This window comes from Methanosarcina flavescens (assembly GCF_001304615.2).
Taxonomy (GTDB): Archaea; Halobacteriota; Methanosarcinia; order Methanosarcinales; family Methanosarcinaceae; genus Methanosarcina; species Methanosarcina flavescens.
Map to the genome: position 1 here is coordinate 2,425,798 of NZ_CP032683.1, position 20,211 is coordinate 2,446,008.

Genomic DNA, 20,211 nt, shown 5'->3' on the forward strand with positions numbered 1-20,211 from the left:
AAAGCGATTATGAGTATTCAGCATAATGATGTTTTACATTTATCCATCCAATTCAGGAGTTTTTGAAAAACTATGTCATCTGCCGGCAAATTGCCATCCGAAGTTGAAAGGATTCTGATCCGGAAGTCCGGTGCCTGGACGAATCCATCTTATGGTTCCTATCCTGAAAGGCGCCCTATCCTCGAATACATTGAGAAAGGCGTTGTAAATATTGATAAACCAGCGGGGCCGACAAGCCATGAAGTTGCAGCCTGGGTAAAGGCTATTCTTGGTGTAAGCACGGCAGGGCATGCGGGCTCGCTTGATCCCAAGGTTACGGGGCTTTTGCCCACTTTACTCGGAAAGGCTACAAAGGCAGTCCCTGCTCTGCGCCTCTCAGGAAAGGAATATATCTGCCTCCTGAAGCTTCATAAGGAAATGCCTCAAAAACTGGTAAGGGAAGTCTGCGAGGAATTCACAGGTCCTATCTACCAGATGCCTCCTATTAAATCCGCTGTCAAGAGAGTTATCAGGATAAGGACGATCTATTATCTCGAGGTGCTTGAGATTGAAGGCAGTTCAGTGCTCTTTCGCGTAGGCTGCGAAGCCGGGACTTATATCAGGAAACTCTGCCATGATATAGGGCTTGCTCTTGGCTGCGGCGGGCATATGCAGGAACTCAGGAGAACAAAGGCAGGTCCTTTTACCGAGGAGACACTTATCACGCTTCAGGACCTGATAGATGCATACATATTCTGGAAAGAAGATGGTGACGAGTCTGAACTCCGGCGGGTAATCATGCCAATGGAAACCGCTGTAGCCTACCTTCCCAAAATCGTCCTGCGGGACAGTGCTGTGGATGCTGTCTGCTCCGGCGCCGCTCTGGCAGTTCCTGGCATCACAAGCCTTGATGCAAACCTTAAGAAAGGAGATCTTACAGCATTGTTTACGCTTAAAGGTGAACTCGTTGCCCTTGCAAAAGCTGAAATGAGTACAGAGGATATTCTTAAAGCCTCTACCGGGCTTGCAGCAACCTCAATCCGGGTTATGATGGAAGTCGGGACTTACCCGAAAGGTTGGGTTAAAAAAGAAGATAATGTTAAACCCTGATCTCTAAAACTCTTTTTAAACACCCTTTCTTAGAATAAAGTTTATATATCACTATTCCGTTATGGTATAAGTCGTGCCACAACCTTTCCAAGGGAAAGCTTGACCAAAGGTCTGGTATAAGTCGTTTAATAAGTTAAAGTTGTGTTAAAATTAGTTGTTTATAACCTCTATGCCGAGGTAGTCTAGTGGTAGGGCGCAAGCCTGGAAAGCTTGTGGGGCTTAGCCCCTCGGGAGTTCGAATCTCCCCCTCGGCGTCGTACTCTTCTTACTTTCGTATTCTTAAGTTTCCCTGGATTTTCTTTCTATACTCTATTGTTTTTCTATGGAAATTGTCTGTAGGTTTTTTACCCGGGCAGAAGATCATATCCAGTAACGGGTCCAGTGCAGATACCCTTATATACTGGTAAATGCATGTAAAGTGAACTCATCAGTATATGCTGTAAAGAAGCTCCTATAGAGAGCTGCTCCTGACTTTTTCGTGTATTCTTTAAGGGTATTCGATCAGGGGCTACAGGATGCTGTATGCATTCCCCAGGAGGGAGTATATGGTAGAAGAGAAGAATAATGAAGAATTAAGGCATCTTGTTCGGATTATGAATACCGACTTGCAGGGGGCAAAACCTGTAGAGTACGCCCTTACAGGTATCCCGGGAATAGGGAGGCGCACTGCTATCCTTATTGCAAAGGGCGCAGGAGTAGACCCTACTGCTACACTTGGATATCTGCCAGATGAAGAAGTGGCAAAACTTGACAATGCAATCGGGAAAATTGAGGAAATCGTTCCTTCCTGGATGTTGAACAGGCGGAGAGACTTGGCAACAGGACTGGATAAGCACCTGCTGGGAACGGACATCGTATTGACTTTCAGGGAAGATATTAACAACCTTAAAAAGATCCGTGCATATAGAGGTCTCAGGCACGAAAGGGGTCTTAAGGTCAGAGGACAGAGGACAAAATCCACTGGTCGCCGCGGATCAACTGTCGGTGTCAGCAGGAAGAAGTGATTTTCCGGTTGAGGTGATTTTAAATGGCATATCCAGGTAAGAAAAGTAAAAGTTTCGAGACTCCAAGGCACCCCTGGCAGGAAGCCAGGATGGCATCCGAAGTCCAGCTTATAAAGGCATACGGCCTCAGAAATAAGAGAGAAGTCTGGAAAGCAGCCAGTATGCTCAGAATGTACAGGACCGAAGCCAGAAAATTACTTGCAAGCGCTGCAAACGCTCAGGAAAGAGGACTTGAAGGACATCAGAAGACTCAGTCTGAAGAAATTCTTTCAAGACTTATCCGCTATGGTATGATCAAGCCGGATGCAGATGTTGACGACATCCTCTCCTTAAAAACTGAAAATATCCTTGAAAGGAGGCTCCAGACCCAGGTTCTCCGCCTTGGGCTCGCCAGAACTATCGTCCAGGCACGCCAGTTTATTACTCATGGGCACATAGCAGTAAACGGCAGAAAGGCTACCGTACCAGGAATGCTTATCTCCAAGGAAGATGAGATGCATATAGGGTATTATGGAACTTCTCCGCTTGTTAGCGAATCTCACCCTGAAAGACCTGTGCAGGTGGCATCTGCCCTTGCAGAGACCACAACTTTAAAGGCTGCTGCCGAAGCAAAACAGGCTAAAGAGAGAGCCTCTGAAAGAGGCGGCGGAAAGAGGAAGAGAGGAGGGAGGAGATAACCATGGCAGACATGAAATGGGCCATAGCTCACATCAAATCTTCGTTTAACAATACAATTATTACTGTAACCGATATCACAGGGGCTGAGACCATTGCAAAGTCCTCAGGTGGTATGGTTGTAAAAGCTGCAAGAGACGAGAGCTCTCCTTATACTGCCATGCAGATGGCAGGCCAGCTTGCTGATCAGCTCAGGGATAAGGGTATCAATGGCATCCACATCAAGGTAAGAGCCCCAGGTGGAAACAAGCAGAGAAGCCCCGGTCCTGGTGCTCAGGCTGCAATCCGGGCTTTTGCAAGAGCAGGAATCCGGATTGGCAGGATTGAAGATGTTACTCCTGTCCCACATGATGGTACTAGACCGAAAGGCGGAAGACGTGTATAAGAGAAATTTTCAGGGAATTCTCCTAAAATTCTCTTTTTTGAATGCATTAAACTATAAGGGAAATTAAGGTATGACGATGGAAGTAGACATTCTGGAGTTATCGGACAGATCTGCAAAATTCGTGCTCTCAAGAGTTAGCACCGCTTTTGCCAACGGCATTCGGCGTGCCATGATCGCAGATGTGCCAACGCTTGCGATCGAGTATGTGAACCTTTATGACAACACCTCGGTACTCTATGATGAGCAGCTGGCTCTACGTCTGTCCTTAATCCCGCTTGTAACAGATCTGGAGGCGTATGTGCCACAGGCAGAATGTGATGTCTGCGGAGGAGAAGGCTGTCCTGCCTGTGAGGTTTCCTTAACCCTCAGCGCAGAAGGCCCGGGCACGGTTTATTCACGGGACCTTGTCTCTTCTGACCCGAAGATACAGCCAGCTGATCCAAATATACCGATTGTCGAGCTGAAAAAGGGGCAGAAGCTTGTGCTTGAGGCTATCGCTCACATGGGTTACGGCAGGGACAGCGCTAAATGGCAGGCAGGAATCTCTTGCGGCTACAAGAATGTGCCTATTATCAACATTCAAAACTGTGATGCATGTGGACACTGTGCAGCCGAGTGCCCAAAAAGCATTATACGGCTTGAGGAATCAGGTGCTAGAGTTGCTGAGGAAGACATTCTCAAATGCTCGCTTTGCAGGCTCTGTGAGCAGGTCTGTGATATTCATGCGATAAACATTGGCTTCGATGAAAACGCTTTTGTGTTTACAATGGAGTCCGATGGTTCTTATACAGCTAAAGATCTTGCACTTAATGCGGCAAATGTGATTAAAGGCAAAGCCGAAGAAATCCTGGGCATTCTGGACCAGTTCTGAGCCGCAACTCGGACGGGCCCAAACCTAACTTTTTACATGAGGCTTTGTAGAGTCATAAACATTTCAATATATAGGCTTCTCAGGACTTTTTATGCCTGATTTATTTGATCTTTCTATGCCGCTATGCATTGCAACTGAAAAAAAAGGGGACATCCGCTTTACTAAAGTTTTTCTATGACCTGTGCAGAATGGCTTATACGACTCGAAATGTTTATATATTATCCATGATATTGTGAGGGATTGCAAGGCGTAAAGCGCGCCGCATTACCAAAATGGAACCGCTTTGAAAACATAATTAAAACAAGATGCGAGGGTTGCCCAGCCAGGTCAAAGGCGCTAGGTTGAGGGCCTAGTCTCGTAGGAGTTCGTGCGTTCGAATCGCACCCCTCGCATCAAATTTTCTATTCTTTCATTTTAAAACTTTTAACATTCGGTTAGGGACGTTAAATAAGGATAAGTTTGCAGCTTATTTAGCATAAGTACTGAGACAAGAACTTTTCACTTTTGCCAGTTATTGGAGAAGAATATGGGGAGTAAAAGTAGAATTCTGTTATTGATTTTGTTGAGGTACCCTGGGGAGCAAATTTTTGCAAATTCTACCGGACAAAAGCAGATTTGACAGACTTACTAGTCCCCGATTTCAAAGCATGTCTGGGGAAAAATGAATTGTGCATATTGTCACCAAATTCGTGGGAATGCTGGGGGATAATAAATGAGCGTAGTCGGAGATATCCAGAAAAGGCTTAAATTTGGGTTGAGTACAGATCAAGAGGATCGCTTTCGACAGGCTAACTTTGGTAAGGACATAGCTCATGCCCGGATTTTCATTATTCTGATCCTCCTGCCCTTTGTAGCCATTCTGGTCAATGATTATGGTTTCTTTGGGCCCACACGAATGTTCTATGGGATTTTAGCGCTTAGACTTGTTATTGTTGCATATACCATCCTGTTCCTCAAAAGCCTGCGAGGACTTCCGGATTACCTCTCTTACGACCGGGCTGAATTCTATTGGGGTCTCTCTTTGGCACTCGCTCACATCATGGCGAATTCGACGCGACCTGAAAACTTCTTCGCCCATACCATTGCCATAGTCGTAGCTATTTCCATCACGGTTATTGCCATTCCTAATCGATTCACCAACCAATTTATTACAGCCATAGTGTACGTCGTCGGGCAGACGCTGATTATAGCACCCAATATATGGACGTCTCCACTAGCTTCCTTTACGGTACTTCTTAACATGTTCATAGCTACTGCCGTTGTTATTATATTTAGCTGGCTGCTTCACTTCTGGCGCAGGCGTGAATTCCTGACTCAAGAGGAAATAGAGGAGGCAAGGGCGAAGATTGAGATGCAGCTTACTGAACTAAAGCAGGCAGAAAAAACTATGGCAAAAATAGACAATGCTCGCCAGAAAGAGATCCATCACAGGATAAAAAATAACCTGCAGATAATTTCTTCCCTTCTGGATCTTGCGGCTGAGAAATTCAATAATAGAGAATGTATTCAGGATTATGAAGTTATTAAAATCTTTAAGGAGAGCCGGGACAGAGTGATATCCATGGCTTTTATTCACGAAGAGCTCTACAAAGGTGAAGGATTCGAAACTCTAAAATTTTCGCCTTATATTAAGAAACTTGCTGAGAATCTCTTCCAGACATATAAGCTTATAGATACTGATATCAGCTTAAGTATGGATGTGGAAGAGGATATTTTCTTCAATATGGATATTGCAGTCCCGTTGGGGATAATCGTTAACGAACTTGTTTCAAATTCCTTTAAACATGCGTTTAAAGGGAGAGATACAGGAGAAATAAGAATCAAGCTCTATAGAGAAGAAAACAGCGAATGTATAAACGGCTTAAATAATAATAAAGAAGCCTGTAAGAGTACAGATTTCGTTCTGGTTGCTTCCGATAACGGTGTGGGAATTCCTGAAAGTCTTGATATTGAAGATCTTGAAAGTCTTGGGCTTCAGCTGGTAGTTCCCCTTGTGGATCAGTTAGATGGAGAACTTGAACTGAAAAGAGAGAATGGGACGGAGTTTATTATAAAATTCACAGTGACAGATAAATAAACATACCGCCAACCTTAAAACAGCTAACTTAATGGCGTATTAGAACCTGGCTAGAACATATCCATCCCGATGAACGGGACAGAATTTGGCAGGCTTTTGAGAGGTATCTGGGAAAGGGAGAAAATTTCAGTCTGGAGTACAGGTTCAGGAAACCTGATGAAAGTTATATCTGTATAGAAGAGAACGTAATCTGCCTCAAAGATGAGAACGGTGATGTAAACCGAGCTCTTGGAATAATTAAAGATATAACTGAAAGAAAGCTTGCCCAGGAAAGACTAAAAACCAGTGAAAGTAAGTATCGCTCATTTATACAGAATTTTGATGGAATTGCATTCCTGTTAGATGAAAACTTCTTTCCTGAGTTTATGCATGGAAAAGTAGAAGAGATTACCAGATATAGTGAAGAAGAATTCTTATCTGGTCAAGTTTTGTGGATAGGTATTATTCATCCTGCTGACAGGTCCCTTATCGTTAAAGGCAGTATAAAGATAAGATTCGAGAATCTCCATATAATTTATCCAGAGAGCTTAACTTCCGCATAATACATAAGAGTGGTAGAATTAAATGGGTTCATCAAATTTACCAGAAAATTAAGGGACAGGATGGAAGATCTGATAAGTACCAGGGAGTCATTTATGACGTCACTGAATAAAAGAGTATGGAAGATGCCCTTGAGAAAATAGAGGCTATCCGTAATAAAGAAATTCATCACAGGATAAAAAACAACCTGCAGGTAATCTCTTCGCTTCTGGGTCTTCAGGTTGAAAAGTTCAACAATAGAGAATGCATTAAGAACTCAGAAATCCTTGAAGCTTTCAAGGAAAGGCAGGATAGAGTTATGTCTATTGTCCTCATCCATGAAGAATTGCACAAGGGCGAAGAAAGAGATACATTGAACTTTTCGCCTTACCTTGAGAAACTTGTTGAGAACCTTTTACAAACCTACAGACTTGGAAACGTTGATATCAGCTTAAATTTAGATCTTGAGGAGAATGTTTCCTTTGATATGGATACTGCAGTTCCATTAGGAATGGTCGTTAATGAACTTGTTTCAAATTCCTTAAAATATGCATTTCTTGGCAGGAATAAAGGGATAATTCAAATCAGGCTCTTCAGTGAAGAAACCGGACAGAACTTTAACGATAGTAAAAGGGAACTTCCTGTAAGAGATACTATGTATACCCTCATAGTCTCAGATAATGGCGTTTCTATCCCACAAAAGATCAATTTTGAAAACCCAGGTACACTTGGTCTGCAACTTGTAAGCGTGTTAGTAGATCAATTAGACGGTAAAATCGAGTTAACAAGGAATAAAGGTACTGAATTCAAAATAGGGTTCAATGTTAGTAGAGTTAACAAGAACTTGTGCTTTTGAACAATAATCAGCAGGATTAATCTGTGCTCCTATGTTCACTAAAAGTTTCACCCACTTTGTTTACTCATATGAATTTACAAAGTGTTTAAGATGATTAAAACATTTAAGCAACACTCAAGCCTGAAACTCAAATAAGAACATTATAAAACGGGCTAACATTTCTGTAAAATCAATCTAGAAGTAGATGGTAGAGTCTGAGTCCCTATGCTCAGGTCCCTACCTGCGATCCAACCCAAAGATTAAGAGGAAACCCTATGACTCTTAATCTGTACCTTTATAATGACTCAGTTATATAAATCATAACCGATACGAAACATTGTTTCTAATTTGAATTTTTGATATAATTGAAAAATTATATAACATTGAAAATTTTAATTATATTAAAAATAATCGATTTATAAAAAAAGTAAATATACGAAAAGCTTACGGTGGGCTTAAAGTACTTCACGTCAAAGTGTTTTTTACTCGAAACTAACTTTTGATATAAATAATTTAAAATAGGTTTTAATATACTATGCTTCGTAGTTGGTAGGTAAATGTGGTCTCATCTCCCAAATGAAGGAATGCCTGGAAAAACGCCTGGAGATTTCTGATCTTTCTTTAAATCAGTATGCTTGGGGGAGCATAAGTGAAAAGACTGTATAGAAATACAGTGAACGATGCAGTGTTCCGGGCTTCTTCGCCACTACTTTATGGTGAATGGGAGATAGAACTCAGGTATAAAGAAAAAAAATGGTATAAAATATATTTGTATTCGTTAATTAGGTGAATCTAACCCTTTTGGCCATGAAAGTCTACTTTTCCCAATTTCTTTTCAAAAAGTATCTCTGTGTATTACATTGCAAATATGTATTCGTGGGAGATTATTGGGTTAAAGAGAGATTGTGAGGGTTAAAGGGAATTTATGTAGGTTTAAAGCCGGTGAATCCAGTTCGGCGTGGGATTGTAAATGACTACTGATATCTAAATTGTCAGGTCCTAGTATTATGACTGAGACAGATAAAAATCGTGAACTCAAGCAGTCAGAGAAAAGCTCGTTGTATGATGAGGAATTTCCCGGGTCAGGGGTAAGCGAAGGTAGAAAAAATGATCTGGAAGCCATTGACATAATCGGGTCTTTAATGAAGGATGAAGAATTCTCGTTAGAAAACGAGAGCAGTTTTACCATTAATAAAATCTTATCATTTCTTAACAGAGAAATAGACGAAAACCAGAACTTTACCGAAGCATTGCTGATTAAAGGTACGGTCCTTTACAAAACTGGCAAATATAATATTGCAATAGAAACTTTTGACCGAGCTCTGGAAACTATACCAGAAGAGATCCCCGGGGAAAACTTGTCTCTATGGACAGAAAGTGATAGTATAAACTATAAGTATGCACTGAAACTCAAGGCTTTTGCCCTATTCAGGCTTGGAAAATACAGAGAAGGACTGGATGTGCTTAATGAGATCTTGGCAGTTTATCCAGATGACATGGAGATTCAGGAATATAAGACTATAATATCTACACTTGAAGATGAAAGTCTGATTAAAGAGTTGAACAATCTCCCATATATCTATCCCGAAAAATCTGGTACCTGGGAGCGTGGATACAGACAGGCTTATGAACCAGATAAGTATGCCAGAGTGCTTGAAGAGCTTGACAAAAGCCTTGAGATTAACCCTCAAGATTCGGACATCTGGAGGTATCGGGGCTCTGCACTTTATATGCTTGGCAGGTATGCTGAAGCACTGGAGGCATTTGATAAGTCCCTGGAAATTGATCCTAAAAATGAAGATGCCTGGAGCTTCAAAGGTTCTACTCTTTATATGCTTGATATGCCTGAAAAAGCCCTAAAAGCACTTGATAAAGCGCTACAAAAGAATCCCAACAAACTTGAGACTTGGTTCAATAAGGGATCTATCTTTTTTGAACTCGGAAGATATCAGCAAGCACTCTCTGCAGTAGACAACGCCTTAAGAATCAATGCTAACGACAGAAATGCTTTAAATCTCAAGAATTCTATTCTTCGTAAACTTGACAAAGAATTAATTATTTGATAAGACGATGAAGAATCAATTATTTGACAAGGCGATGAAGAATCATTATTTGATAAGGCGATGAAGAATCAATTATTTGCTCAGCACAGATAATTAGTTCCCTTAATATATTTGCATATTTTGAGAGAAAATTCGAGGGAAATCACCCTCAAAACTTCGATACTGGCTGATCTGAACTTAAATTACGGTTTTTCTTTTCACTTCTTCTCTTTTCTTCCCTTTTGTTTCTCGTGTAGTTCTATTCTAAAGTCATATTACCTGCTCTGAAGCCTAGTTCTGCATTCGTTGATTACCTCAGTGGGACTGGAGTATTCTTTGTCAGGGCAGGCCTCAAGAGCCTTTATTATTACGTTGCGGACATGAAGATTTCTGGCCTCGTTGATAAGCTCCTGCTTCGATGCAGGATATTTCCTGGTATGGAAAACCTCTATAGCTCTTTGAAAGCCTTCGAATTCATTGACGACATCATCAGAACTGGAATATTCGCGGTTTGGAATGTTTTCAAGAGTCAGCATTGTGTCGCCACTGATATTCTGCCTTCTGGCTTCGTCGATAATTTGCTTCTTATTTGCAGGGTATTTCACATTTCCTAAAATGCTCTGGACTTCAGTAATACTTGCTTGCATAACCTTTCTCCCCCATGTTTGATCCTTTTTCTGGAGTCCCTTGCTGGCATCAGGTGGTGTTTTACTCCTGTGTTAGCAGGTTAATTTTTTGGACTTTAAATGCTTGATTCTAATGCTTATCGCCTTATCCAATTTAATTGCCCACCCTTCATACATTATTACTCTAATATAATAAAAAGAATACAAGCCAAATCTTTGCTAAAAGAAGATTTTTCAGGTTAGAATTGCGAATCAGGTTAGAATTGCGAATCAGGTTAGAATTGCGAATTTTATCACTGTTTGAGAACTTAGTGGCTGGGAGTTAACGTACATACTTAGTGTATAGGAGAGGGCTTAATTCTCAAAAGAAAAGTTTATCCTGATAAAGATGGATGCATTTCACCTTTGCCAGTGGGTTTCCTCCATGTCAATAGCCGCAAAAATCTGTACGAGAGGGTGTCTTTTAATAGCTTTAATCAAATCTTCCGGGGTATACTCCATACCATACTCGTAACATGAAAAAAGCCCCATATGATACAGGATTACATCCCGCTCTATGCGCGTAAGTCTTATGTATTTCTTAATTCTTTCAATGGATAGAATCGAATGTTTGTTATTCGCAGGATGTCCTTCTAACGTTCTATAGTTTCCATATTCTCCAATGTATAACCCTTCCTTGCAAATATCATGGCATAAAGCAATAATTACTAGAGAATCTTCAGGAAGCTGTTCTTCCCTTTTCAGGCGAGAGTTAGATAATTTAAGGGGCTCCAATAAGTTTAAGCAATGTTCCGCAAGCCCTCCAGGATAATCCCTGTGATATTTTGTACTTGCGGGGGCAATAAAGAAGTCCGAATTTTTGAGATAATGAATATAGTCTCTAATTCCTTCTCTTTTTATATCCTTCAAAAGATCGATTATATAAGTCTCGTTGGCAAGAATTTCACTCTCAGTTAGCATTCCAACCCCTTTAAGCGCCAAAATTATAGAGATCTTACACTTTTTTTCAGGTTAAAGACAATATTTGTTAATAATTGTGAATCTACTATAATCCTGAGAGCCTACATAAACCTAATAGAATAAATTTTCCTTAGATTTAATAATTATAGAATATTAAGGAAAATATACAAAAGAGTAAAAGGTTTGCTCTATGACTATTTGAATAATTTTTAATCTCCGTTGTGCCTATCCCAGAACCTGATTAAATTTGATTATTGCTGCTAACATTACAACTATGGGGTATGTTCATTCTTTGATCATATCCTGAAAATGCTTTTTGCATAACTCTATCCAGCTTGTGCCCATAGTACGCGACATTCTTACTTCGTGCTACAAGGCTAGATACACAGATGAATTTAAATGCTTAGGCACATCAGGTATCCGGGCAACACAGATAGCTACACAGTAAAGGGAGAAATTTGTGATGGAGCAGTCGATTAAAAAGCAGGATATGTGAATATGGCTGACTGTTACAGTAATCGAAAGTACATCCTGTATGATCTTGCAAATTTCCGGCTGGAACTCGAACGTTTATAGTTTCTCCCAAATACGATTATTTAGAAAACTTTAAGCATCGAAAAATACATATTTTTAATTGCTGTTTAAGGCGCTGTCTCTGGAAAATCAGGATTAAATGATATCCTGGGCTGAATTCAGGAAGATATGTCTGCATTTTTACAAATATCCTGTCATTGTGATTGTGAAAAAGTCTGAAGCCCAGTGTGACAAGATGAGTTGACACTTATCGTATGAAGGAGTTAGAATCATGCGTGACGCGAAACTGATAAGCGTACTTGCAGAATATCTCGCAAAATGTGCAGAAATCCATGCAAGGAACGAACCGATACCGCCAGAAAGCCTGGAAAAGTTTTTGATTGACATTGTAAGCTGCCTTGAGGTTGGTGGTATAGGTGATGTAGGAAAAGAGCTGGTTCCACTCAAAAGGGCACGCGCAACCATCAGGCTTGCAAGGCGTGAGTTTGAGTGGCAGTGCGATAATATAGATCATCCTGAAGACTGGGAAACCTGCCTGCGGAATGCAGTCTCAGGAAACGTATAAATTTTTTAATTCTACCCCTGAACCAGTAGAATTACGGGAGATATTCAGGTTTTACCCTCTGCAGAACGAGGATTGAGAGCCTCCGTATCTTTCCGGAGACTGGTTCAGGTTAAATTCTGCAGGCATATCTCCAGGCAACCTGTGCATTCGAACGGCTCTCTTGCATAAAGATTGTCCTTAAAATAGCTTAGAATCCGCTCTTAAAATTACCCGTTGAGTTTAGCTGATATGAGAAGCCGGGATTAGCTAATAGCGAAGAGCCGAAAATTCACAGCTTTCATATGGCTGTTCTGGTTTTTAGGTTTTACTTTAAGTCAGGTTTTACTTTTAAATTTTCAGTAGTAAGAAAGGTCAGGAGAGGCCGCTTTTTCCTCCAAGCTCATTTGCTCTCTTTTCGGCTTCTTCCTTTGTCTGGAAAATCTCACCGGTGCAGCTACAACTTCGAGTATCGTGGTTGCAGTGGTAAATAACATACAGAATCTCTGACAGGTTGTCAGTGGGCACATAACTGAGCTCGGCTTCCCCCCGGCTTATACGGGTATAACTTTGCCCATCGATCTCGATTTCTCCTGCATCTCTCATAGGGTCATACCCAAAAAACGCAACGCTATCCGTTGCTGCCTCCCACTCTTCCACAAAATATTCAGGCTGGTTTTCAATGTAATCTATCTCACAATCCAGAGGGGCAGAACATTTTACATATTCAAACATGCTTTCATATATGTTTGCCTGCTTTATTTTTCCATAATATATAATATTTATATTTTTCATTTCTGTTTCTCCATATCTAATCGTATTGTTCTGTATGTCTTTAAAGTATTAAAGAGGAAACTAAAGAGAGAAGTAATGAGAAATTTGATTTTTCTTTCAGTTTTTTGTATTTAAGGATAAAGTCTTAAACAAGGATAAATTCTAAATAAGGATAAAACCTCAAATCCTATCTATATAATACCTCAAATCCTGTCTTCCGCAGTCTAAAGAGGGGACGAGAGAAAGGAAGAAAAGATAGACCTAATCTAAATTTCTTTTTGAATTTTGCCATTTTAATACATTTTAATAATGTGCTCTTCAGTATTTGCATTAATTTACTTCCTCAAGGGGTTTCCTTGCTTTTTACCTCTTCCCTGTACTCTCTGACAAACTCAACATATTCTGCAGCGTTTTTTGCTATGGCTTCAATTTCTGATATCTCGATTTCCCTCTTAACCCTACCCGGAACCCCAATAATCAGGCTGTTTTCAGGAAATTTCTTTCCCTCTGGAATCAGTGCGTTCGCGCCTACTATGGAGTTTTTTCCTATTTCAGCTCCGTTTAATACTGTAGAGTTCATTCCTATAAGCACATTGTCTTCTATTCGGCACCCGTGAAGTACAGCTCCGTGCCCGACACTTACCTCATTTCCTATCTGAACTCCGTTCTCAGGGTCTGCATGAATTACCACATTATCCTGGATACTTGTACGATTACCGATTTTTATTCTATTCCTGTCTCCACGAAGCACGGCATTAAACCATATGCTTGAAAGGTCCCCGACTTCAACATCCCCTATGATGCTTGCAGAAAAGGCAATAAAAGCTGTCTCTGAGATTTTTGGGCTTTTACCTTTAAAATCCATTATCATAATTCTCTCTCCGTGTTTCCCCTGGCTTTTATTTTGTTCATAAAACTAGCCTTGCTAGGCATTTAAATAAGCAATCTGATTGTTTTAGTATCAGATGCAAAGTTATTAGAAACTATTTATTTATTATCAAACTTTATTATTTAAATTATAAAGTTTGATAATAAATAAATAGTATGATAAAATCCGGGAAGAGGCAAAACTAAATGCAGATAAAATTGGACCCAAAATAAAATTAAAAAGAAATAGAAAAAAGAAATAGAAAAAAGAAATAGAAAAAAGAAATAGAAAAAAAAGTAAAACTGGAGGAAAAGTAAAATCAAAAAGATTTACTCCTCTATTACTCAGTCTTTAGCACACTCTTGGAATCGGGTCTCCAGCAGGTATATCGACATAACGCATGCCGCCAAAGCGGTTTCTCAGGATTACTTCACCTTTATTGTCTGGAGTAACCTCTCCTATAACAGCCGCATCCCTGCCGTATGGGTGCTGTCTTAAGATTGAAAGCACTTCTTCTTCAAAACCGGATCTTACTCCGATGACTGCCTTTCCTTCGTTTGCAACCTCAAGGGGATCAAGGCCCAGCATCTCACAGGCTGCGGAAACGGCTGGCTTGAAAGGAATCCAGTCTTCTTCAATAAGAATCCCTGTTCCTGACTTTTCTGCCATCTCGTTCAGGGCGTTTGCAAGACCTCCGCGTGTCGGGTCTTTCATTGCTGTAATGACAGGTTTCCCATCGAGAGTTTTGAGTTTAAGGAGAGGCTCTATTAGCTTCCAGAGCGGGGCTGAGTCCGAGACCAGGTCAGTATCAAAATCAAAACCTTCCCTGTGAGCCATAAGTGAGATACCGTGGTCGCCAATAGTGCCTGTGACCAGGATTTTATCTCCCACCTGAAGCCCTGAGTCCCTGACCGGGCTATCCGTAATTCCTAGCCCTGCCGTGTTCAGGATAATTGAATCAAGTGCGGCTTTCTCCACGGTTTTCGTATCACCTGTTATTATGGGCACTCCAGCTTCTGCAGCCGTTTCGTCCATTGTCTTGATTATTTCCTCAAACTCAGTGAGTGGAAAACCTTCAGGGACTACGACCGCACAGGTAAGAGCAAGCGGCTTTGCTCCCATAACTGTGAGGTCATTGATAGTGCCTGCAACTGCAAGCCTTCCTATATTGGTATTCGGGAAAAAGGCAGGTGTTATCACGTGGCTGTCAGTGGTCAGTACGAGTTCGCATCCCGTGTCTAGACCTTCAAGCCTGACGGTGGAACCGTCATCAAGACATTCAAGCCCTATCGAGCCTGCACTTTTATTGTGAAAATTTTTAAGAATTATTTCTCCTATAAGTGCCTGCATGACCTCTCCACCTGCACCGTGTTCAAGAGAAATAGTATTGGATTTCATATGGGTCTCCTTTTAACTCCTCTGGGTCTTCTCAATCCGATTTAACTTTTTTGTATTCATGGTTTTATCTTAATCTCTTAACCTGGTTTCTGTTTTAATTTTCCTTGACCGGCTTCTACCTTATATTCCTTTTAACAGGTTTGTTATTTCTTCTGAGTTTCTTTAACTCCATGCTCAATAAAGTCAATCCAGGTTTCCAGGCTTTCCCAGTCATGCTTCGAGGTTAGGAGAACTGGCACATTCGGGTTCAAGGAAAGGATGTCTTCTCGCATTTTCTCGGCATCGACATCAACCGCATGGGCAATGTCAACTTTATTTATGATCGCAAGCTCTGCGGTCTTAAAAATCATTGGGTGCTTGAGGATAATGTCGTCTCCCTCGGTCACGCTCACAACTACAACCCTCAGGTGCTCTCCCAGTTTGAAGTCCACGGGGCAGATCAGGTTGCCTACGTTTTCAATTAGCAGGAGATCTGTGTTATCGAGGTCGATTTTATCCAGGGCTTTTTCCACCAGCTTTGCATCCAGGTGGCATTCTTTTCCGGTATTTACAGGGATAGTGGGGACATCAAGTTTCCTGAAACGGGAGGAATCCATCTCTGCTATTACGTCCCCTGCAATTACAGCTACTCTATACTTTTCTTTGAGATGACTGATTGCCTCCTCAATAAGAGTGGTCTTTCCTGAGCCGATAGCTCCCATAACATTTACTGAAAAAATCTTATGCTTGTTAAGTTTCTTTCTATTTTTTTCAGCAACTTTGTCATTTGCTTTGTAGACATCATGTCCCATATGGATTACATGCATTAACATAAACATCACTTGGGGGAATTACTTATTATTACTATCTGCGGTTCGATCTTCTTCGGTTTCGATTTCGATGCTTTTGATTATAAGTTCTCTGCCGCCTTTAATATTTGCCTGTTTTCCACAGATAGGGCAATCCATAGCTGCCACATAAGCAAGAAGTTCGCTTCTAAGTGCACTGCTCTCCCGTATCTGTCTTTCGTCTATATCTCCCTCATACCCGCACTCGCACTCAAGGGTAGGCGCCACCATTTCTACAACAAAATCCGCATTTTCTGCAATGCTTCCCTCTGCAAGGACATTGAAACAGAAGTTGAGCTGTTCGGGATTCGTATGACTCAACCTTCCCATTTGGAGAGTTAATTTCTTAACTTCTGTAGCTCCGTTGGCATTAGCAGTACTGATTACCTGATCAAAAATCTCACAGGCTATAGAAAATTCATGCAAGATTGCTACCTCCTTCTCTGGAGTATCTGAACCAGTTGTAGCACATGCCTTCCTGGCTGACCATACATGGGCCTGCTGGACTTTTCGGGGAACAGTCTTTCCTGAAGTTCGGACATTGAGAAGGCTTTGCTTTTCCTGTAAGGATAGCTGCACAGATACAGCGTTTCTTATTCTTTTTCCCAACTTTCTTTTGGACTTCTTCAAGAGCAGATGCATACAGGTCTTCGTGCTTCTTTGCAGCGTCTTTTTCCTCAAACTCTTTCCTTAACACAAGTCCTGAATTTTCTATTTTTCCTATACCTCGCCACTCCGAATCCGAAGTTTCGAATACCTTTTCCATCATTTTCAGGGCAATCTGGTTTCCTTCAGGTTTCACAGCTCTGGGGTAACCGTTGTTTACCCTTGAGCTGCCCTCCTCTACCTGCGCCTGCAGCAGGCTTATACCAAGGAGGATGTCTCCTGCCTCAAATCCACTAACGACGACAGGAAAACCCTTTTCTGCGAGCGGCTCAAAAGGTTTTGTGCCTATTATAGTTGCCACATGCCCTGGAGCTATAAATGCATCAACATTTGCATCCCTGGCAAGGAGTTCGATTGCAGGAGGAGTTTGCTTCTGGGAGGTAAGAAGGCTGAAGTTCTCAGGAGTCTTTCTTAAGAGGGCAGCCGCATTTGCAGGAACTGTGGTCTCAAAGCCTATTCCAAAAAAAACTACCTCAAGTTCTGGCTTTTTCTCTGCAAGGGCAACTGCATCGTCAATGCTATAGACCATCCTCACATCTGCCCCTTCAGACTTTGCATCCAGCAAGCTTTCGGCCGAACCGGGAACTCGCATCATATCTCCGAAGGTGATAACAGTTGCTCCGCTTTTCGCAAGGGCGATTGCAATATTTATATCCTCTTCAGGAGTAACACAGACAGGACATCCGGGACCACTTATTACCTCGATATTATCTGGAAGGACATTCCTTAACCCGTATTTTGCTATGGTCCTCTCGTGCGTTCCGCAGACATGCATTATGCGAAGCGGTGTTTTTGAGCCCCTGATTCTCTCCAATAGCTTTTTCTCAAACTCAGGAATGTCTGGCTTTGAAGAAGAATTCCCGTTTTCCATTTTATCAGCATCCGTTTTTCAGGGGGATTCACTTTCTAAGGTGTCGATTTCTTCAAGCCCTGCAATCTGTTTGAGAAGGCGCATTGTTTCTTCACTTTCTTCTTCGGAGATTTCCGCAATTGCATATCCCACATGGACAAGGACATGCTTTCCGATTATGGACTCACTGGCACCTCCCAGCAAATTCATATTTACGTTTCTGCGAACCCCGCCCATATCGACAGTTGCAGTGCTTTCATCTACGACAGACACTATTTTTCCAGGAATAGCTATACACATGTTACCTCGAAATATTTTCTTTCAAAATTCTATTAGTTTATGGTAATTATTTTTTTCATGATATAAATTCCTGTATCAGGATGATATAAATTCCTGTATCAGTATATTTATAGGAATTATTTTACAGGAGATATATATTTGTATGGTATATATATTTACAGGTTTTAACCGGGCAAAAACCTATCCAGTTTACTTCCTTAATTGGTTAAATAGCCCGCATCCCCATCTCCTTTTTTACTTCTAGAGTGCTGCTTTTAACCACAGGTTTTTCCTTTCTTCACTTGCCGCAAATAGAAGAACGGAGGTTTCACAAACAGGAGCTGAATTCTACGTTTTAAATATGTATATTATCGAAAATTGTTTATTAAAATTCTATGGTTCTATATTATATTCTTTTTGCTTTTTCACTTCACTTGTATAATTTAAAGATGTTTTTGCCCTACTATTGAATTTGTTTTAGAAGGTTTCTTGAGAAAAGTCCTAAAATTACTTTATCTGAGCATGAATTCCATAGGTTTTAAATTGTATGAATAATTCGAACTTGAGTATTATCTCTTCTTTAACTTCATGCAATATGATAAACTTTTTTAGCACTTTTTAATCCTAGTTTTTCCTTAAAAACCTTTTTCAGAGTACTAAAGGTTATAATAACAAGAATAACTATAGGAAATCCGAAATTAAATCTCTACCTCAACAGGATTAGCAGAGATACCACGAATTCATGTAGTGGCACCTCAGTCCCGATTGAGATGATTCAGGTATTAAACATTCCCTGCAAATAAAATAGCTTTTCCTTTGCCTTTTAAAATCTTTCTGCACTTTACCCTGTTTTTATGCGTTTTGTCATAATACACGCAAATTTCTAAGTATGAATTACTATCTCATTGGTAACTTTTAACTTTTGCAATTAAGTTTATTCTTTTGAATCTCTTTTCTTTTTCAAAATGATTTAATTCCACTTATTTGTACTACATTGCCGATTATTGCACATTAGATTTCTTACTCATTTAGAAAGCTCATTATACTTGTTGCTGAATTATAAGTTTGCAATGCAACCAATTAATATAATTATCGTATCGTGTAAAAAACCTTAAATACTATTCCCTCATTGAAAACATTAACCGTAAATTTATGTATATATTTATATAATTACGATGGATAATTATTCGAAATTTTCTTCGTAGGTATAATTTGGGTAAAATCAAGATGTGGTAGAGATGAGTACTGGAATAAAAAATCTTGTCCGTACACTGGACAGTGTGGACTTCTTAAAAATGGACCGCCGCACTTTCATGAAAGCAGTAGGTGTAATGGGAGCATCTGCGTTCCTGGGCACCTACAAGACTGAGATTGTAAATGCGCTTGAATTTGCAGAGACCAAGCTTATCTGGATGCATGGTTCAGAATGCACAGGCTGTTCCATATCGCTCTTAAATGCAGGCAATCCTGACCTTGTACAGGCACTACAAAAGCTCAATGTCAATCTTGTTTTCCATGAGACTATTTGTGCACAGCAGGGAATCTGGAATGATGGTAAGCTTGTAAACAATGCCGAATTTAACTCTGAAATACTCCTCGAGGAAACTTATAAGGAAGGCAATTATATCCTGGTCGTTGAAGGCTCAATTCCGAATGGTCCGAACGGTACAGGACGCTACCTGGTCATTGGAAACAAGCCTTTCAAAGAATCTCTTGCAGAAGCTGCAAAGAACGCAACTGCTATCGTCGCAGTAGGCACATGTGCTTCATATGGAGGAATCACCTCTGCAGATAGCGATGTTGCCGAGGACACAGACTATAGAGGAGTTGCTTTCTCAAAGACTAACAAAAATGGAGGTATGCTTCAGGAGCTTGGAATCGATAAGCCGGTAATTAATATCCCTGGTTGCCCTGCTCATCCCGACTGGGTTCTTCTTACCCTTGGAGCGATGATTCTCGAAAAGATTAAACTTGAAGACATTCCATCAATTGTGGATGATTACGGTAGGCCGAAGGTCTTCTATCCCCCAGACCACACAGTGCATGAAAACTGCCCACGCCGCGGGTACTATGACCGTGGAGAATTCGATGAAGAAGTAGGAGGAGAAAAGTGCCTGTGGAAATTAGGATGTAAGGCTCCTTATTCTCACGCAGACTGCGGGATTCGCAGATGGAATGGTTCAGTAAGCATGTGTACCCAGGCAGGCGGCCCTTGTATTGCCTGTGTAGAACCTGGATGGCCAGACATTGCAAGGCCACTGTTTGTTGAGCGTGAAGATGTGGGAATTGTCGGAGCAAACATTGATACGGTAGCCAAGGTTGCAGTAGGAGCAGCTGCAGTTGTTGCAGGTGTGCATGCTGTAAGGAGAATGAAAGGAGAGTGAGTGAAAA

At 40.9% G+C, this 20,211-nt stretch carries 20 protein-coding genes, 2 tRNA genes and 1 pseudogene; 14 read left to right on the forward strand and 9 right to left on the reverse strand.

What is annotated here, in order from left to right; translation table 11 throughout:
• The first annotated feature begins 72 nt into the window (after nucleotides 1-72).
• The 12 genes and pseudogenes from AOB57_RS10640 (at nucleotide 73) to AOB57_RS10695 (ending at nucleotide 9,518) form a co-directional block, all read left to right on the forward strand.
• Complete coding sequence (locus tag AOB57_RS10640) at nucleotides 73-1,089, forward strand: RNA-guided pseudouridylation complex pseudouridine synthase subunit Cbf5 (RefSeq protein ID WP_054299421.1); 1,017 nt, start codon at nucleotides 73-75, stop codon at nucleotides 1,087-1,089.
• 171 nt (nucleotides 1,090-1,260) lie between these two features.
• Nucleotides 1,261-1,343: transfer RNA gene (locus AOB57_RS10645), tRNA-Ser, on the forward strand.
• A 261-nt stretch (nucleotides 1,344-1,604) separates the two neighbouring features.
• Nucleotides 1,605-2,093: a 30S ribosomal protein S13 gene (locus tag AOB57_RS10650; protein ID WP_054299420.1), complete on the forward strand. Its 489-nt coding sequence runs from the start codon at nucleotides 1,605-1,607 to the stop codon at nucleotides 2,091-2,093.
• 23 nt (nucleotides 2,094-2,116) lie between these two features.
• Nucleotides 2,117-2,770 carry a 30S ribosomal protein S4 gene (locus tag AOB57_RS10655; RefSeq protein WP_054299419.1) on the forward strand — a complete coding sequence of 218 codons (654 nt, stop codon included), beginning with the start codon at nucleotides 2,117-2,119 and terminating at the stop codon, nucleotides 2,768-2,770.
• A 2-nt stretch (nucleotides 2,771-2,772) separates the two neighbouring features.
• A complete protein-coding gene (locus AOB57_RS10660) occupies nucleotides 2,773-3,153 on the forward strand; it encodes a 30S ribosomal protein S11 (RefSeq protein WP_054299418.1) in 381 nt (126 codons plus the stop codon).
• Nucleotides 3,154-3,223: 70 nt separating this feature from the next.
• Complete coding sequence (locus AOB57_RS10665; protein WP_054299417.1) at nucleotides 3,224-4,024, forward strand: DNA-directed RNA polymerase subunit D; 801 nt, start codon at nucleotides 3,224-3,226, stop codon at nucleotides 4,022-4,024.
• 307 nt (nucleotides 4,025-4,331) lie between these two features.
• Nucleotides 4,332-4,416: transfer RNA gene (locus AOB57_RS10670), tRNA-Leu, on the forward strand.
• A 965-nt stretch (nucleotides 4,417-5,381) separates the two neighbouring features.
• Nucleotides 5,382-6,101: pseudogene (locus AOB57_RS14590) on the forward strand (sensor histidine kinase); the annotation flags it as partial.
• A gap of 38 nt (nucleotides 6,102-6,139) precedes the next feature.
• Nucleotides 6,140-6,643 carry a PAS domain-containing protein gene (locus AOB57_RS15055; protein WP_082384295.1) on the forward strand — a complete coding sequence of 168 codons (504 nt, stop codon included), beginning with the start codon at nucleotides 6,140-6,142 and terminating at the stop codon, nucleotides 6,641-6,643.
• Complete coding sequence (locus AOB57_RS15060) at nucleotides 6,595-6,753, forward strand: PAS domain-containing protein (protein WP_082384294.1); 159 nt, start codon at nucleotides 6,595-6,597, stop codon at nucleotides 6,751-6,753. The genes AOB57_RS15055 and AOB57_RS15060 overlap by 49 nt, the downstream gene beginning before the upstream one ends.
• A 6-nt stretch (nucleotides 6,754-6,759) precedes the next feature.
• Nucleotides 6,760-7,476: a sensor histidine kinase gene (locus AOB57_RS10690; protein ID WP_054299415.1), complete on the forward strand. Its 717-nt coding sequence runs from the start codon at nucleotides 6,760-6,762 to the stop codon at nucleotides 7,474-7,476.
• A 986-nt stretch (nucleotides 7,477-8,462) separates the two neighbouring features.
• Entirely contained in the window at nucleotides 8,463-9,518 is a 1,056-nt protein-coding gene (locus AOB57_RS10695) for a tetratricopeptide repeat protein (protein WP_054299414.1), read from the forward strand.
• A gap of 254 nt (nucleotides 9,519-9,772) precedes the next feature.
• On the opposite strand, the gene AOB57_RS10700 is transcribed toward AOB57_RS10695, so the two are convergent.
• Nucleotides 9,773-10,144 carry a DUF2795 domain-containing protein gene (locus AOB57_RS10700; protein WP_054299413.1) on the reverse strand — a complete coding sequence of 124 codons (372 nt, stop codon included), beginning with the start codon at nucleotides 10,142-10,144 and terminating at the stop codon, nucleotides 9,773-9,775.
• Nucleotides 10,145-10,522: 378 nt separating this feature from the next.
• Complete coding sequence (locus tag AOB57_RS10705) at nucleotides 10,523-11,083, reverse strand: hypothetical protein (RefSeq protein WP_054299412.1); 561 nt, start codon at nucleotides 11,081-11,083, stop codon at nucleotides 10,523-10,525.
• A gap of 805 nt (nucleotides 11,084-11,888) precedes the next feature.
• Here AOB57_RS10705 and AOB57_RS10710 point away from each other — a divergent pair.
• Nucleotides 11,889-12,182 carry a hypothetical protein gene (locus AOB57_RS10710; protein WP_054299411.1) on the forward strand — a complete coding sequence of 98 codons (294 nt, stop codon included), beginning with the start codon at nucleotides 11,889-11,891 and terminating at the stop codon, nucleotides 12,180-12,182.
• 351 nt (nucleotides 12,183-12,533) lie between these two features.
• Here AOB57_RS10710 and AOB57_RS10715 read toward each other — a convergent pair whose 3' ends face one another.
• From AOB57_RS10715 to AOB57_RS10745, 7 genes are all read right to left on the reverse strand, one after another.
• Complete coding sequence (locus AOB57_RS10715; protein WP_054299410.1) at nucleotides 12,534-12,953, reverse strand: hypothetical protein; 420 nt, start codon at nucleotides 12,951-12,953, stop codon at nucleotides 12,534-12,536.
• A 322-nt stretch (nucleotides 12,954-13,275) separates the two neighbouring features.
• Nucleotides 13,276-13,803 carry a gamma carbonic anhydrase family protein gene (locus tag AOB57_RS10720; protein ID WP_054299409.1) on the reverse strand — a complete coding sequence of 176 codons (528 nt, stop codon included), beginning with the start codon at nucleotides 13,801-13,803 and terminating at the stop codon, nucleotides 13,276-13,278.
• 348 nt (nucleotides 13,804-14,151) lie between these two features.
• A complete protein-coding gene (hypE, locus tag AOB57_RS10725; RefSeq protein ID WP_054299408.1) occupies nucleotides 14,152-15,198 on the reverse strand; it encodes a hydrogenase expression/formation protein HypE in 1,047 nt (348 codons plus the stop codon).
• 143 nt (nucleotides 15,199-15,341) lie between these two features.
• Nucleotides 15,342-16,010, reverse strand: coding sequence for a hydrogenase nickel incorporation protein HypB (gene hypB, locus AOB57_RS10730; protein ID WP_226999698.1), 669 nt, complete (start codon nucleotides 16,008-16,010; stop codon nucleotides 15,342-15,344).
• Nucleotides 16,011-16,028: 18 nt separating this feature from the next.
• A complete protein-coding gene (hypA, locus tag AOB57_RS10735; RefSeq protein WP_054299406.1) occupies nucleotides 16,029-16,451 on the reverse strand; it encodes a hydrogenase maturation nickel metallochaperone HypA in 423 nt (140 codons plus the stop codon).
• Entirely contained in the window at nucleotides 16,444-17,562 is a 1,119-nt protein-coding gene (gene hypD / locus AOB57_RS10740; protein ID WP_054299405.1) for a hydrogenase formation protein HypD, read from the reverse strand. The genes hypA and hypD overlap by 8 nt, the downstream gene beginning before the upstream one ends.
• Before the next feature lie 18 nt (nucleotides 17,563-17,580).
• Nucleotides 17,581-17,841 carry a HypC/HybG/HupF family hydrogenase formation chaperone gene (locus AOB57_RS10745; RefSeq protein ID WP_054299404.1) on the reverse strand — a complete coding sequence of 87 codons (261 nt, stop codon included), beginning with the start codon at nucleotides 17,839-17,841 and terminating at the stop codon, nucleotides 17,581-17,583.
• A gap of 1,217 nt (nucleotides 17,842-19,058) precedes the next feature.
• On the opposite strand from AOB57_RS10745, the gene AOB57_RS10750 reads away from it, so the two are divergent.
• Nucleotides 19,059-20,204: a hydrogenase small subunit gene (locus AOB57_RS10750; protein WP_226999473.1), complete on the forward strand. Its 1,146-nt coding sequence runs from the start codon at nucleotides 19,059-19,061 to the stop codon at nucleotides 20,202-20,204.
• Nucleotides 20,205-20,211: the final 7 nt, after the last annotated feature.